Origin of the sequence: Virgibacillus sp. DJP39, from assembly GCF_049310925.1 — a bacterium.
Taxonomy (GTDB): Bacteria; Bacillota; Bacilli; order Bacillales; family Amphibacillaceae; genus Virgibacillus_F.
On record NZ_JBMERP010000001.1, the window covers coordinates 82,327 to 97,447 of the forward strand.

At 36.3% G+C, this 15,121-nt stretch carries 14 protein-coding genes and 1 other annotated feature; of the genes, 11 read left to right on the forward strand and 3 right to left on the reverse strand.

Annotation, left to right across the window (positions count from 1 at the left end; genetic code table 11):
- The first annotated feature begins 58 nt into the window (after positions 1–58).
- Both ACOI1D_RS00390 and ACOI1D_RS00395 read left to right on the forward strand, forming a co-directional pair.
- The gene (locus ACOI1D_RS00390; RefSeq protein WP_422498291.1) at positions 59–721 is read left to right on the forward strand and encodes an amino acid ABC transporter permease; all 663 of its coding nucleotides are present in this window, start codon (positions 59–61) and stop codon (positions 719–721) included.
- A gap of 15 nt (positions 722–736) precedes the next feature.
- Positions 737–1,477, forward strand: a complete 741-nt coding sequence (locus ACOI1D_RS00395) for an amino acid ABC transporter ATP-binding protein (protein WP_422498292.1) — start codon at positions 737–739, stop codon at positions 1,475–1,477.
- 29 nt (positions 1,478–1,506) lie between these two features.
- On the opposite strand, the gene ACOI1D_RS00400 is transcribed toward ACOI1D_RS00395, so the two are convergent.
- Positions 1,507–1,989 (reverse strand): LiaI-LiaF-like domain-containing protein, encoded by a 483-nt coding sequence (locus ACOI1D_RS00400; RefSeq protein ID WP_422498293.1) that lies wholly within the window; start codon positions 1,987–1,989, stop codon positions 1,507–1,509.
- Positions 1,990–2,198: 209 nt separating this feature from the next.
- Between ACOI1D_RS00400 and hemA the strand changes: the two genes are divergently transcribed.
- The 8 genes from hemA to ACOI1D_RS00440 all read left to right on the forward strand — a co-directional run bounded on the left by hemA (position 2,199) and on the right by ACOI1D_RS00440 (position 10,872).
- Positions 2,199–3,572 (forward strand): glutamyl-tRNA reductase, encoded by a 1,374-nt coding sequence (hemA, locus tag ACOI1D_RS00405; protein WP_422498294.1) that lies wholly within the window; start codon positions 2,199–2,201, stop codon positions 3,570–3,572.
- Between the two features lie 20 nt (positions 3,573–3,592).
- Positions 3,593–4,411, forward strand: coding sequence for a cytochrome c biogenesis protein CcsA (gene ccsA, locus ACOI1D_RS00410; RefSeq protein ID WP_422498295.1), 819 nt, complete (start codon positions 3,593–3,595; stop codon positions 4,409–4,411).
- A 15-nt stretch (positions 4,412–4,426) separates the two neighbouring features.
- Complete coding sequence (gene hemC / locus ACOI1D_RS00415) at positions 4,427–5,353, forward strand: hydroxymethylbilane synthase (protein ID WP_422498296.1); 927 nt, start codon at positions 4,427–4,429, stop codon at positions 5,351–5,353.
- A gap of 3 nt (positions 5,354–5,356) precedes the next feature.
- Positions 5,357–6,142, forward strand: coding sequence for a uroporphyrinogen-III synthase (locus ACOI1D_RS00420; RefSeq protein WP_422498297.1), 786 nt, complete (start codon positions 5,357–5,359; stop codon positions 6,140–6,142).
- The gene (gene hemB / locus ACOI1D_RS00425; RefSeq protein ID WP_422498298.1) at positions 6,139–7,119 is read left to right on the forward strand and encodes a porphobilinogen synthase; all 981 of its coding nucleotides are present in this window, start codon (positions 6,139–6,141) and stop codon (positions 7,117–7,119) included. The genes ACOI1D_RS00420 and hemB overlap by 4 nt, the downstream gene beginning before the upstream one ends.
- Positions 7,120–7,152: 33 nt before the next feature.
- Positions 7,153–8,442 carry a glutamate-1-semialdehyde 2,1-aminomutase gene (hemL, locus tag ACOI1D_RS00430; protein ID WP_422498299.1) on the forward strand — a complete coding sequence of 430 codons (1,290 nt, stop codon included), beginning with the start codon at positions 7,153–7,155 and terminating at the stop codon, positions 8,440–8,442.
- Between the two features lie 291 nt (positions 8,443–8,733).
- A complete protein-coding gene (gene spoVID, locus ACOI1D_RS00435) occupies positions 8,734–9,705 on the forward strand; it encodes a stage VI sporulation protein D (protein ID WP_422498300.1) in 972 nt (323 codons plus the stop codon).
- Positions 9,706–10,134: 429 nt separating this feature from the next.
- Positions 10,135–10,872, forward strand: coding sequence for a hypothetical protein (locus ACOI1D_RS00440; RefSeq protein ID WP_422498301.1), 738 nt, complete (start codon positions 10,135–10,137; stop codon positions 10,870–10,872).
- Here ACOI1D_RS00440 and ACOI1D_RS00445 read toward each other — a convergent pair.
- Positions 10,869–11,057 carry a hypothetical protein gene (locus ACOI1D_RS00445; protein ID WP_422498302.1) on the reverse strand — a complete coding sequence of 63 codons (189 nt, stop codon included), beginning with the start codon at positions 11,055–11,057 and terminating at the stop codon, positions 10,869–10,871. The two genes, ACOI1D_RS00440 and ACOI1D_RS00445, sit on opposite strands and share 4 nt — an antisense overlap.
- Before the next feature lie 137 nt (positions 11,058–11,194).
- Positions 11,195–11,422: a binding site (T-box leader), on the forward strand.
- Positions 11,423–11,516: 94 nt separating this feature from the next.
- Between ACOI1D_RS00445 and ACOI1D_RS00450 the strand changes: the two genes are divergently transcribed.
- A complete protein-coding gene (locus ACOI1D_RS00450; RefSeq protein WP_422498303.1) occupies positions 11,517–14,159 on the forward strand; it encodes a valine--tRNA ligase in 2,643 nt (880 codons plus the stop codon).
- A 77-nt stretch (positions 14,160–14,236) separates the two neighbouring features.
- On the opposite strand, the gene ACOI1D_RS00455 is transcribed toward ACOI1D_RS00450, so the two are convergent.
- Positions 14,237–15,112, reverse strand: a complete 876-nt coding sequence (locus ACOI1D_RS00455; protein WP_422498304.1) for an ATP-grasp domain-containing protein — start codon at positions 15,110–15,112, stop codon at positions 14,237–14,239.
- Between the last annotated feature and the right edge of the window lie 9 nt (positions 15,113–15,121).

Here is a 15,121-nt window from a genome sequence, read left to right on the forward strand (position 1 = left end):
TGAGGAAGCAAATGTGCGCTTATTAAGCGCACATTTGTCCCTTTAAGGAGTGAAACAATTGTCAGCAATAACGCACTTTTTTGATGTGTTTATCGGAAGTTTAGACGTCTTTATTGAGGGTCTCAAACTTACATTTCTATTATCAGCAGCCTCATTGGTTATTGCGTTTGGTATCGGCTTAGTTTTTGCCATATTTAAAATTTCAAATATAAAAATTTTAGAGTGGATCGCTGACGCATATATATGGATCGTTCGCGGTACGCCACTTATAGTACAAATATTCGTTCTGTATTATGGTTTGTCTGAAATTATACTTTTATCTCCATTTTGGGCAGGGACAGCAGGACTTGCTTTTCATAGTGGAGCTTATATCGCTGAAATTATTCGTGGTTCAATTCAATCTATTGATAAAGGGCAAACCGAAGCAGGACGTACACTCGGTATGACACAAGGACTTACAATGCGGAGAATTATTTTGCCACAGGCTTTTCGCCGTGCAGTTCCCTCACTTGGTAACCAATTCATTATAGGTATAAAAGACTCCTCGCTTGTATCTTTCATTGGAATGCAGGAATTATTTGGTGTAGCTAGTACACTTGGCTCCAATAACTTTGATTACCTACCGTATTATTTGACTGTAGCTGTTTATTACCTATTTATTGTACTAATACTTACTTTAGCAGTTAATAAACTTGAGAAAAAATTGTCTAAAAGCGATTAACAGGGGGTGTTTAGTATGAGTGAGAAACAAGAAATGATAAAAGTAGAAAAATTAAATAAATCTTTTGGCGATTTGCATGTACTTAAAGACATTGATATGACAGTAAAAGAAAGTGATGTTGTTGTATTAATAGGTGCTAGTGGATCTGGAAAAAGTACTCTACTTCGTTGTTTGAACTTTTTGGAAATGAAAAACAGTGGAATTATAACTATAGAGGGCGAACAAATCGAAAAAAATACACATAACCTGAACAAGGTTCGAGAACGTGTTGGAATGGTGTTTCAACATTTTAATCTTTTTCCACATAAGACCGTGCTTGGTAACGTAATTGAAGCACCAACCCAGGTGAAGGGTATCAAGAAAGAAGATGCAATTAGAGATGGTAAGGAACTATTGGAAAAGGTTGGTCTTGCTGACAAATATGATGTATATCCATCAACATTGTCTGGGGGCCAAAAACAAAGAGTTGCGATAGCACGTGCTTTAGCAATGAAACCGGATGTAATGCTTTTTGATGAACCAACATCGGCACTTGACCCTGAATTGGTAGGAGAAGTATTATCTACTATGAAACAGCTTGCTGAAGAAGGAATGACGATGGTGGTCGTGACACATGAAATGGGATTTGCTCGTGAAGTAGGCGATAGAGTCATTTATATGCATGATGGAAAGATTGTTGAACGCGGAGATCCCAAAGAATTGTTTGATAGTCCACAAGAAGAACGTACACAAGCATTTTTAAGTTCAATTCTGTAAAAAAAGTAAACGTGCTGAATCTGGCACGTTTACTTTTTTCGTTTGAGCAAAAGTAATCCTAAGGCAATTAACACAACTGGCCAAAACATCTCGAGTAGTTTAACTAGTTGATAAAACCAACTTAAATAGGATGGGAGATTTACGGAAAATACTATCATTAGTGAGACACTAACAAGAACAAGACCTGTGAATAGTCCATCCCTGGTTTTAAGAAAGCGTATAATGAAGGCAATACCAACAATTAGTAAGTAAATTCCCCAATGATCAATCCAGAATGAATAATGATTAATTCCATGAAAATGGATTCCAAGCCCCAGAATAATCGTACCACTAAGCAGGTTCTGATAATCTTTTGTTTTGTAGCAATGTATAAGGAAAGCTAGACCGATAATAATAAATAGAGTAGGCCAAGAATAAAAATCTGTGATGATTGGAATTTCTAGTTTGCTTAATAAAAAATACAAACCAATTCCAATTAATAAATAGCCTGAAAATACATTTTGTTTTTTCATTAGGTTTCCTTTCTTTAACTCAAGTATATAGCAAATCGATTTCTTGCTTATGACATTCTGTTATGATAAAGTACATACGAGTTCGTAAACAAATATAAATTAAAATAAATGGATTCAAAATCTGTTCACATTTTAACAGAAATAGCACTTATTATCTATGTTATAATTAAAAAAGATTATGTTTTAAGATTTGTTGGGGGTAGATCGTTGTGCATATATTAAAAGTAGGGTTTAACTATAAATCAGCCCCAGTTGAAGTTAGGGAAAAATTGACGTTTTCTGAACAGGACATTAATAATGCGATGTTGCTTTTGCACACACAGAAAAGCATTTTAGAAAATGTAATTGTTTCTACATGTAACCGCACTGAAATATATGCTGTGGTTGATCAAGTTCACACTGGACGTTATTATATAAAACAATTTTTAGCAGATTGGTTTCAAATAGATAAAGAGGAGTTCTCTCCTTATTTGCGTATTTTAGAAGCTGATAGTGCAGTTGAGCATTTATTTAAAGTTTCTGCTGGTCTTGATTCCATGGTTCTAGGTGAAACTCAAATTCTTGGACAAGTAAAACAAGCATTTTTAACTGCTCAAAAAATGAGAACTACTGGAACAATTTTTAATGAATTATTTAAACAAACAGTTACTTTTGCGAAAAAGGCCCATAAGGACACAGCTATTGGTGAGCATGCTGTGTCAATAAGCTATGCTGCAGTTGAATTAGCAAAAAAAATATTTGGCGATCTGCAACACAAACACATCGTTATATTTGGCGCAGGAAAAATGGGAGAATTAGCTGTTAAAAATCTTTATGGCTCTGGTGCTAAGAAGATAACAATGGTAAACCGTACATTTGAAAAAGCGGTTGAACTAGCTAATAAATTTGATGCAACCGCTGAGCACGCTGAAAACCTGTTAGCCGTATTGCAGGAAGCGGATATTCTAATTAGCTCAACTGGTTCGGATTCTGTCGTAATTACCAAAGATATGATTGAACCAATACAGAAAAAGCGCAAAGGAAGCCCGTTGTTCTTAGTGGATATTGCAGTACCACGAGACATTGATCCTGCAATCAGTCAGCTAGACAGTATTTTTTTGTATGATATAGATGACCTGCAGCATATAGTTGACCAAAATTTAAATTCACGAAAAAAAGCTGCAGTTGCAATAGAGATTATGCTTGAAGCTGAAATTGTCATGTTTAATGATTGGTTACAAACTTTAGGTGTTGTTCCTGTCATTTCGGCATTAAGACAAAAAGCGCTATCTATTCAGGAAGAAACAATGGAGAGCATCGAGCGTAAAATGCCTGATTTAACAGCGCGGGAAAAGAAAGTGTTAAATAAGCACACAAAAAGTATCATTAATCAATTGCTAAAAGAACCTGTCAATCAAGCGAAAGAACTGGCTGCAGGAAAAAATTCAGATGAAAAGCTAGCGCTGTTTATGGATATATTCGGTATCAAACAAGAAGTACAGGAAGAATTGGACAAGCAATCCCAAAAAAACAATGAACTGAGCAATGCAGAAAAAGATAAGAAAATATCCTTTCCATTAGTAGAAAACGTAACGACGAATTAAGATGAAAGGATATTACCACTATGTTTGAATCCAGATGGCTTTATGAGATTATTCTAATCATTTATGGTCTAAGTGTAACCTGCTATTTTATTGATTTTATTCAAAGTAACCAGAGAGCTAATCGGATGGCTTTCTGGTTACTTAGTATGGTCTGGGTTATTCAAAGCTTTTTTTTATTTAAACAAGCGTTTGTCGACCATAGCTTTCCTGTACTTTCCCTGTATGATGGTTTGTTTTTTTACGCCTGGGTATTAGTAACTTTTTCATTAATTATTAACCATTTGTTTTCCATACATTTTATTGTATTTTTTACTAATTTGTTTGGATTCTTTATTTTACTGATGTATATACTCACTGAAGCACAGCAGCAGGGGTTGGCACAAGGTGTTCAATTAGTAAACGAAATATTAATTACACATATTACATTGTCCATTGTTTCTTATGGATTTTTCACACTATCCTTTTTGCTTTCTATTATGTATCTGGTTCAGTACCGATTACTAAAAAACAAACAGGGTATTAACTGGATGTGGAGGCTAGGAGATTTAAAGCAGTTAGATCAATATTCTTTTAAAGCAGTAACATTAGGTGTTCCATTGTTATTACTTGGTATAATTCTCGGAGTAGTTTGGGCATATGTCTCAAATGCGGAGTTTTACTGGTTTGACCTTAAGACATTGGGTTCGATATTTGTACTTGGTGTATATACGCTTTATTTAGTATTACGAATGGTAAAAGGGCATCAAGGAAAATCAATAGCAATCTACAATACTGCAGCTTTTCTAATACTACTGATTAATTTTCTGCTATTTAGTTTATTATCAAATTTTCATCTCTAAGGAGGAGACAGAATCATGCGTAAAATAATTGTTGGAACTAGAAAAAGTAATCTTGCATTAACCCAAACTGAGTGGGTAATCAATGAGCTGAAAAAAGCTGGTGTTCCATATGAGTTTGAAACTAGAAAAATAATGACAAAAGGGGATAAAATCCTTGATGTCACGTTATCAAAAGTTGGAGGTAAGGGACTTTTCGTAAAAGAAATTGAACAGGCTATGTATGATAAGGAAATAGATTTCGCTGTTCATAGTATGAAAGATATGCCATCCGTTATGCCAGAAGGGCTAACCATTTCTTCCATTCCAGAACGAGCAGATCATAGAGATGCTTATATTTCCAAAGACAACGTAAAATTAAACGATTTACCTGATGGCGCTATTGTTGGTACAAGCAGTTTAAGAAGAGCAGCGCAAGTCCTGGCTCAGCGTCCTGATGTTAAGATAAAATCAATCCGTGGCAATATCGAAACCCGCTTACGTAAACTTGAAGAAGAGGATTATGACGCAATCATATTAGCTGTGGCAGGAATGCAGCGAGTTGGTTGGAATGAAAATCTGATTACCGAATACCTTGACCCGGAAATGTGTGTACCTGCAGTTGGACAAGGAGCACTAGCTATTGAGTGCCGCGAGGATGATACGGAAGTACGGGAAATGCTAGCCAAAATTAATAATGAATATTCGACTATTACGGTTACTGCAGAACGGACATTTTTAAAGTTATTAGAAGGTAGCTGCCAAGTACCGGTTGCTGGCTATGCTCACTTGGAGAATGAAGAAATCGTATTAAATGCTCTTGTGGCAAGTGCAGATGGAACAACTGTATTAAGTGAAACTGTACGAGGTACTAATCCAGTTGCAGTTGGAGAAGAGGCAGCCACTAAGTTAATTGCTCGAGGTGCAAAAAAAATTGTGGATGAAGTGAAAGAGGAGCTTGAGTAAACAATGGAACAACTATTAGAAGGAAAAGAGATTTTTATAACCAGGGAAAAAAGTAAAGCAAAATCTCTTGCTGATTTAATAGTTGAACTTGGTGGTGTGCCTGTTCAAATTCCATTAGTCAAAGTGACTTGTAAAAGCTTTGCAGTAGAACGACTTGAAAAGTTCATAAATTACGAATGGATAATTTTCACAAGTGCAAATGGTGTTGATTGTTTTTTTAAGCAACTAAACCAGCAAGAACTCGACCTAATCAAGTCCAACACCCCAAAATTTGCTGTTGTCGGTCATAAAACAGAAAAAGCTCTGCATGAATACGGCTTATCAGCAAGTTTTCTTCCTTCCGTTTATAATGCTAAAACATTAGCAATAGAATTTTTACAACGGATCCCATTAAAGGGCCCTCTATTAATAGTGAAAGGGAGCAAGTCCCTTAATGTTATTCAAGAAGACCTAGTTAAACATGGTGTAGGTTTTGACGAAGTGATATCCTATAAAACCATGAGTGATTTTGATAGTCAGGCGACGTTAAAAAACTATCTTAACAAAAGGTATCCTGATTACCTTACTTTTACTAGTCCATCAGCTGTGGATGCATTTTTGGAGATGGGCATAGAAGCTAAACATATCGAAAAACTAAAGGATCTTCCTTGTGTTTGTATCGGTACAACAACCGAGTCTCGCGCAATAGAAAATGGGTTTAATCAGACAATGTCACCAAACTATTTTACAATTGAGGGAATAGTCAACACTATTTCTCACTACATAAAACGAAAGGATAGGTTGCAATGACTAATAATTTTGAGTTTAAGCGTCATCGTAGACTTCGTTCATCGGCTACAATACGAAAGATTGTGCGCGAGAATCACCTTCGAAAAGAGGACTTAATATATCCGTTCTTTGTTATAGAGGGAGAAAACATACGCAATGAAGTTTCTTCTATGCCGGGGGTTTTCCAATTATCACTAGACAACCTTTCAGATGAGATGAAAGAGGTACGAGATTTAGGGATCTCTTCCGTAATTGTCTTTGGTGTTCCAAATGAGAAAGACGAAATTGGTACAGGGGCTTATGTGAATGATGGGATTGTGCAACAGGCAATTCGTCTTATTAAAAAAGAAGTGCCAGAATTGTTATTAATAGCAGACACATGCCTGTGTGAATTTACGTCTCATGGTCATTGTGGAGTTATTCATAATGAAGATGTTGACAATGATGAATCATTAAAATTGTTAGCAAAAACTGCTGTTTCTCAAGTTGAAGCTGGAGCAGATATCATTGCGCCTTCAAATATGATGGATGGATTTGTTATAGCAATCCGTACTGCGCTGGATGAAGCTGGCTACTCTTCAATTCCAATTATGTCTTATGCAGTTAAATATGCTTCGGCGTTCTATGGACCATTTCGTGACGCTGCTGATAGTACCCCGCAATTTGGGGATCGTAAATCGTACCAGATGGATTCAGCAAATCGGTTAGAAGCTATTCGTGAAGCAGAATCGGATATCGAGGAAGGGGCAGATTTTCTTATCGTCAAACCTGCTTTGTCTTATCTCGATATCGTTCGGGACATCAAAGATAACTTCAACGCACCGATTGTAGCTTACAATGTTAGTGGTGAGTACGCAATGGTTAAAGCGGCTGCAATGAATGGATGGATTGACGAGAAATCACTGGTATTAGAAAAGCTTACATCAATGAAACGAGCAGGAGCGGATCTTATCATAACCTATTTTGCAAAAGATGTCGCACGTTGGTTAAGTGAGTAATCGATAAAAAATACTTAAATGAGGTGAGCTTGTATGAAACAATTTGATCAATCAGTTGACGCATATAAAGAAGCAGTAGATCTAATGCCCGGTGGTGTTAATTCACCTGTAAGAGCATTCAAATCTGTTGGTATGTCCCCAATATTCATGGAATCTGGCAAAGGTTCAAAAATCAAAGATATCGATGGCAACGAATATATTGATTATGTACTAAGCTGGGGGCCATTAATTCACGGACATGCAGATGACCGTGTTGTCTCAAAACTGAAGGAAACCGCTGAAAAAGGTACTAGCTTTGGTGCACCAACATTAATAGAAAATAAATTGGCACAGCTAGTGATTAATCGGGTGCCGTCGGTCGAAATGGTTAGAATGGTTAACTCAGGAACAGAAGCAACTATGAGTGCTTTACGTGTTGCTAGAGGTTATACTGGCCGCGACAAAATTTTAAAATTCGAAGGGAATTACCATGGTCATGGTGATTCATTATTGATCAAAGCTGGATCTGGTGTAGCAACGTTAGGATTACCAGACAGTCCTGGAGTACCAGCTTCAGTAGCTGAGAATACAATTACAGTTCCTTATAATGACCTGGAAAGTTTACGTCTTGCGTTTGCCAACTATGGTAGTGAAATTGCAGCTGTTATCGTCGAGCCTGTTTCAGGAAATATGGGTGTAGTCCCTCCTCAGGATGACTTTCTGCAGGGGTTAAGGTCAATCACACAAGATTATGGAACAATCCTTATTTTTGACGAGGTAATGACTGGCTTTCGTGTTGGTTACGAATGTGCACAGGGATATTTTGGGGTGATTCCTGATATGACCTGTTTAGGCAAAGTTATCGGTGGTGGACTACCAGTTGGAGCATATGGTGGTAAGCGTGAAATCATGGAGCATGTTGCTCCATCTGGCCCTATCTATCAAGCTGGAACATTGTCTGGTAATCCCCTTGCTATGACTGCAGGATATGAGACATTAAATGCATTAACAGAAGAAAGCTATACTAAAATGAATGAAAAAGTCGATCAGTTAGTTGCTGGGTTTGAACAGGCTGCAATTGATTTTGATATTCCACTACAAATAAATCGTGCTGGCTCTATGGTAGGCGTTTTCTTTACCAATGAACCTGTACAGGATTTTGATAGTGCCAAAAAATCAAATTTAGATTATTTTGCACAGTATTATCGTGCAATGATTGAAGCAGGTATCTTTCTGCCCCCTTCTCAATTCGAAGGTTTATTTTTATCGACAGCGCATACAGATGAAGATATAGAGAATACAATCAATGCAATAAGACAAGCTTTCTCTCAAATAAACAAATAAAGATTAGGCATGCTATCAATTAATTTTGATAGCATGCTTTTTTGTTGTTTGGACTATAGATTTCAAAGATTGTGACTAACTAGACACCTAAACAGCCACGTCCAACGCAGGAGTCCAGGACGTATTAGTACCGATAAAGTCACAGTACGGGGCGTTTTTATGGGCTCGCATAAAAGGGCGCTTGCGCTTTTGTTCTTAGGTATAAAATCTTAAAATCATATAATGCAAACTGAAATCATATAGTGATATAAACAATATGTTTATTTTTAGTATTGGGAAGGAGGAAATAATTTGGCGCAAGAAAATGCAGTGTTTAGCTTTGAGCTTAATGAATCACTTTACTTTGAACGGGGACAGGAAGTTGCAGAAGTTATTAGTATAGCACTTGAACCTGAGATATCTATTCAGCCATTTAATGATTATATATCTATTAGAGGAGTAATTGAATTAAAAGGGGAATACCAAAGAGTTAATGATGGTGATGAGAGAAATAATGATCCTATTTCAGATGAATATCCTGCCCGTCGATATGTAGAGCAGGTATTTGAATCGGAGAGGGGAGAAACATCCTTTTCTCATCGTTTCCCCGTAGAAATATCTGTTCCAACTTATCGCGTAAATGATATGGATGATGTAACAGTGTCTATTGACTACTTTGATTATGAGATTCCTGAGCAAAACCAACTCAGGTTAACATCAATCATTGCCATTCAGGGGATAAATGATGTTATAGAGACAAAAACGGACACTGAATCAGTAGAGCAAAATCAAGAAGAAGTTTTTACATTGAAAGATAATTACGAAGATACATTTCGTTTTGACGTAAAGGAAGAGGTAGAAGCTAACCAAGCACAAAAACCTGAAGAGAGCTATGAACAGGAAGAAATAGATACAAGTGTTCAGGAATTAGCGCAAACACGTGAAACGTATATGCCACGCGATGAATATTTGAATGATGAAGAATTAGATGAAGAAGTACCCGAAAGGATACCTAAGTCATCTGTAAAACCCTCAGAGGATAAAGAGAAAGACGAAGAGGAAGAAAAAGGTGAAAAGATTGATTACTTGTCTAATATGTTTAGGCAGGACGAAGAAAGATATTCTAAAATGAAATTATGTATCGTACAGGATAATGATACCATTGACACCATTGCGGAGAGATATCAGGTAAATCCACTTCAAATTTCTAAACAAAATAAGTTGGACGAAGATACAATAACTGAAGGACAGTTACTTTATATCCCCGTAAATTCAAGCAAGTAAAAGGCACTAAATCTGTAATATTAGATAAAAGTTAAATAATTGTTTATTTTGCAAGGCGGTTCTTTAAGATTATTGACAAAGTCTATAATCTGCGACGTGACTAAACGTGACGGTTGATTCCATGGTCACGACGGGTGATATTTCTGGATAACGGTTGATTCCATGGGCACGAGTGGCCACCCGAGGAAAGAGACTGGCCGTAGCGGAAATCAACACAACAGCTACGTCGCACTTTTCATCAACTGCGAGGGTTAAGGAGCAACAAAACTTTACAAAAGAGTCTTTTGCAAACTTAATTTAAAACTTCTATATTTTTGCCCGCATTAAGATCCTAAGTCAGGCCGCTAATTTATAGTGGTTTGACTTAAGACTTATGGGTTAAATTTAATACAAAAAGGTTTGCATGGCTTTTGGAATGTGAGGAGTTCTATGGAAAATTATAATAAAAATACATATGGAAAAAGGCTTTCTATATCAGACATATATCGAAATATTGGAGCTGCACATCATAGTACGTTACAGACTATACCTATCAATAAAGAAAATATTCAAAAAGATTTTAAGAAATATTATGATTCCTGTATTGAATATCAGAAGCGGTTCGAACAATATATAGATGAATTTGAACAGAAGAGATATATGGCGCCGGTTGAGTTGTTAATTTGTACGCATTATCGTGACATAGATTACATAGTAAGAGAATTATTAAATCGTCTAGACCAATTTAATTCGGAGATATTGAAAGTGAGTGAGTGGAGATATTGTCTTTGTTATGGTCAAAATAATATTAAAAATTTGCTAGTAAAAGGAAACCTATACCAAAGCAGTCAGACAGATTATTTTCATGCTAATGCAGTACTTGATATCGTATCAATGATTAAATGCCAGTTATATAACCTGGATTTGGGAACTACGAACCTTTCAGAGTACTTTACTCTATATAGAAAAGAGAACAGTCTCGTTCAGATTGAAAAAGAATTACTTGCTATTTATCTGCTCGATCCTACAGAATACTTCCAAACTGTTGAGGGTTATGCAACCAGAACTACCGACCAATCCATGATGGAGTACATAATGGTATTAAAACGTAACCAACGATTTTTACTCCAGATGGTTGACTGGTCCAGAAATAACTTAAATTTGGAAAGTAATGACGATACAGATTAAATCCATTCCAAGTAGAAAGCAACAAAAACACCTATTAAAATACCTAACAAAAAGACATCAAAAGTAGTTGGAATAAACAGTGTGCGTATTAGTTGAAAAATCACAATCGGTAATGTCACTTTTTCTATAACAATAATGCAATTTCTCGCCCATGGTGGCATCTTATACCTATAATATCTAGCCATAATGCTGTCACGCCCTTCACAAATAAAATTATTTTTATTATAATATGTATAAACACCTTGTTTTTGTGCAAAGTATAGTAATATTAGTTGATTTTTTAGCCGGAAATAGGTAGTATGATAAATAATAAACTGAAAAACAAAAGGCAATGATTGGGAAGAGTACAAGGTAATACCTTAAGAGAGGGAAATACAAGCTGAGAATTTCCCAGGTCTATTTACTTGGAATGTCGCCCATGATGCTACTTCTTTGAAATTTATTTGGTAGAAGAAGTCGGATTAGATCCGTTACAAATGATGAGTGTGCATGTTTATTTTTAGCCTGCAAACGAAGGTGGTACCACGGAAGCAATCTTTTCGTCCTTTATAGGATGGAGGGATTTTTTTGTGTTTCATGGAATTATTTTTTATAAAAAGACGGGTATCGCATTGCTAGCATTACTAGTTTGAGGAGGAAAAATTATGTCAGACAAACAAAAAAATGAATTACCTTCAAAATATAATCCCGAGTCTGTGGAAAAGAACCGTTATCAGTTTTGGTTAGATGGGAAATATTTTGAAGCTACTGGTGATCCTGAAAAAGAACCTTTCACTATCGTAATACCCCCACCAAACGTAACTGGCAAGCTGCACTTGGGTCATGCTTGGGATACTGCTATGCAAGACACTGTTTCAAGAATGAAACGTATGCAAGGGTATGATGTTTTATGGTTACCTGGGATGGACCATGCGGGGATTGCCACGCAGGCTAAGGTGGAAGCGAAGTTAAGGGAGCAAGGTGAATCCCGCTACGACCTTGGCCGCGAAAAATTTATTGAAAAAGTATGGGATTGGAAAGAAGAGTATGCTAGTGTTATTCGCCAACAATGGGAAAAGTTAGGACTAGGTTTAGACTATTCACGCGAACGATTTACAATGGATGAGGGCTTATCTGAAGCTGTTCGTGAAGTATTCGTAAGTCTGTACAATAAAGGATTAATTTATCGTGGAGAATATATCATAAATTGGGATCCAAAAACAAAAACAGCACTATCAGATATTGAAGTTATTCATAAGGAAATACAAGGACATTTTTATCATTTAAGATATCCAATTAAGGATAGTGACCTGTCTATTGAAATTGCAACTACACGACCTGAAACGATGCTTGGTGATACTGCAATTGCAGTACATCCAAAAGATGAACGTTACAAGCATCTAGTAGGTAAAAAGGTTGTTTTGCCAATTGTTGGCCGTGAAATTGAAATAGTTGCTGACGATTATGTTGACCGTGAGTTTGGTTCTGGTGCTGTTAAGATAACACCTGCCCATGATCCGAATGATTTTGAAATTGGAAATAGGCATAATCTTGAGCGTGTATTGGTAATGAATGAAGACGGTTCAATGAATGAAAATGCAGGGAAATATAAAGGCCTTGATCGGTTTGATTGTCGTAAACAAATTGTAAATGATCTAAAAGAACTTGGCGTACTATTTAAAATAGAAGATCATACACATACAGTTGGTCATTCCGAACGAAGCGATGCTGTTGTTGAACCATATTTGTCTACACAATGGTTTGTTAATATGCAGCCGCTTGGAAATGCTTCCGTTGAAATGCAAAAAGGTGATAATAAAGTAAATTTTGTACCGGAACGATTTGAAAATACCTACCTTAATTGGATGGATAATATTAGAGATTGGTGTATCTCCAGGCAATTGTGGTGGGGACATCGAATTCCGGCATGGTATCACAAAGAAACCAATGAACTGTATGTTGGAAAAGAAGCTCCAGCTGACATAGAAAATTGGGAACAGGATGAAGATGTGTTGGATACCTGGTTCTCGTCTGCTTTATGGCCTTTTTCGACAATGGGATGGCCAGATAAAGATTCAGAGGATTTTAAGCGTTATTTCCCAACCGATGTATTGGTTACTGGTTATGATATTATTTTCTTTTGGGTTGCCCGAATGATTTTCCAATCGATTGAATTTACAGAAGAACGTCCATTTAAAGATGTGCTCATGCATGGCTTAATTCGAGATGCGGATGGACGCAAAATGAGTAAATCCCTTGGAAACGGTGTTGATCCGATGGAGGTTATCGATAAATACGGTGCTGATTCACTTCGATACTTTTTATTAACTGGATCTTCTCCAGGTCAGGATCTTCGTTTTTATTGGGAAAAGGTAGAATCAACTTGGAACTTTGCCAATAAAATATGGAATGCATCACGGTTCTGTCTAATGAATATGGAGGAGTTCACTTACGACGACATTGATTTAACAGGTGAAAAATCGGTAGCAGATAAATGGATTTTAACTAGACTTAATGAAACGATTGACCATGTATCTAAAAATACAGCAAAATATGATTTCGGTGAAGCGGGACGTCATTTGTATAATTTTATATGGGATGACTTTTGTGATTGGTATATTGAAATGGCCAAGTTACCATTATATGGTGAAGACGCTGTTAAAAAGAAGACAACCCAATCTATACTTGCTTATGTTCTAGATAATACAATGCGCATGCTGCATCCATTCATGCCTTTCATTACAGAGGAAATCTGGCAACAGCTGCCTCATAAAGGTGAGTCTATTACAATCGCTAGCTGGCCAGAGGTTCGTAAAGATTTTCATGATGAGAAAGCAATGGATGAAATGGAAAAATTAGTTTCAATTATAAAATCTGTACGTAACATTCGTGCTGAAGTAAACACACCAATGTCAAAACAAATTAAACTGCTTATTCAGGCTGAAGACATTACAATCTCTGAACTTGAAGCAAACCGTAGCTATTTAGAGCGTTTTTGTAACACAAGCGAGCTTGTAATTGCTTCGGACATAGAAGTACCAGAAAAAGCTATGTCAGCTGTTGTAACGGGGATAGAATTATTTCTCCCACTTGAGGGTTTAATTGATATTGAAAAAGAACGCCAACGATTAGAAAATGAACTGGAAAAGTGGAATAAGGAAGTTTCGCGGGTTCAAAAGAAACTATCAAACGAAGGATTTGTCAAAAAAGCTCCTGAATCAGTGGTAAATGAAGAAAAAGAGAAGGAACAGGACTATCTAGAAAAGCATGCAAAAGTAAAAGCACGTTTAATGGAGTTAGATAACTAAAAAGAAACGGAATTTCATTTGATGATGAAATTCCGTTTCTTTTTTATTAATGGTACACCAGCATGTTATTAATGTGGTTAATGCCCGCTATTTCTACTATCCAATTTAGATTTGATATGGCTAACATACTTTTCCAGGATATTTACATTACCAACAGCACTTAAGATTCTAGAGCCAACAACATCTTCAATTTCATTAAATAATAATTTGCCACTATTACTAAATAAAAAGTCGATACCAACCATATCAAATTCAAAGTTATTTATTATTTTGTTTATTATTTTTAATTCATCATTGTTCAATTGATACCATTTCGCTGAACCACCAAGTTTAAAATTAGCACGGAAATCTTTTTTGTTTTCTCTGAGAACAGAACCAACTATTTCGTTGCCCACGACAAATACACGTAAATCCTTTCCAAAGGATACATTACATGATTGGAGGATGACTGTATCCGAGGTAAGGTCTGGTAGTTGATTTTGCCAATCCCGCTCATTTTCAATTAGATGAACATTATTCCCCCCATGGCCTGTTGATAGTTTCGCAACAAATGGGTAGTCTAATTTGTAAGAATCGTTCATTTGGCGGCCGTCGACAAAGATAGTGTCTACCATAGGAATGTTTAAGTTATGTACATGATGATGTGTTAATTCTTTGTTATTGCATATTTGTGAGATAGTTGCAGAATTAAACACATTAATTCCCAGCTCTTCAAGATGTAAACTTAAGAAAGGTTCATCGGTTCGCACAACAGCAAAGTCCGGAGGTTCGATCGAAACGTTATTTTTTATGATGCTTCGTTTATTATTTACAATCCCAATTGTAAAATTCTCTCTGTAAAGCAACTCTAATACTATATTTTGTAATTTAGCCTCGTTTATAAACCAATCAATGAATGATTGGTTTTCCAAAGCATCCTTCTTTTTATAAATTAACCAACCTTTATACGTCATAGAATCACC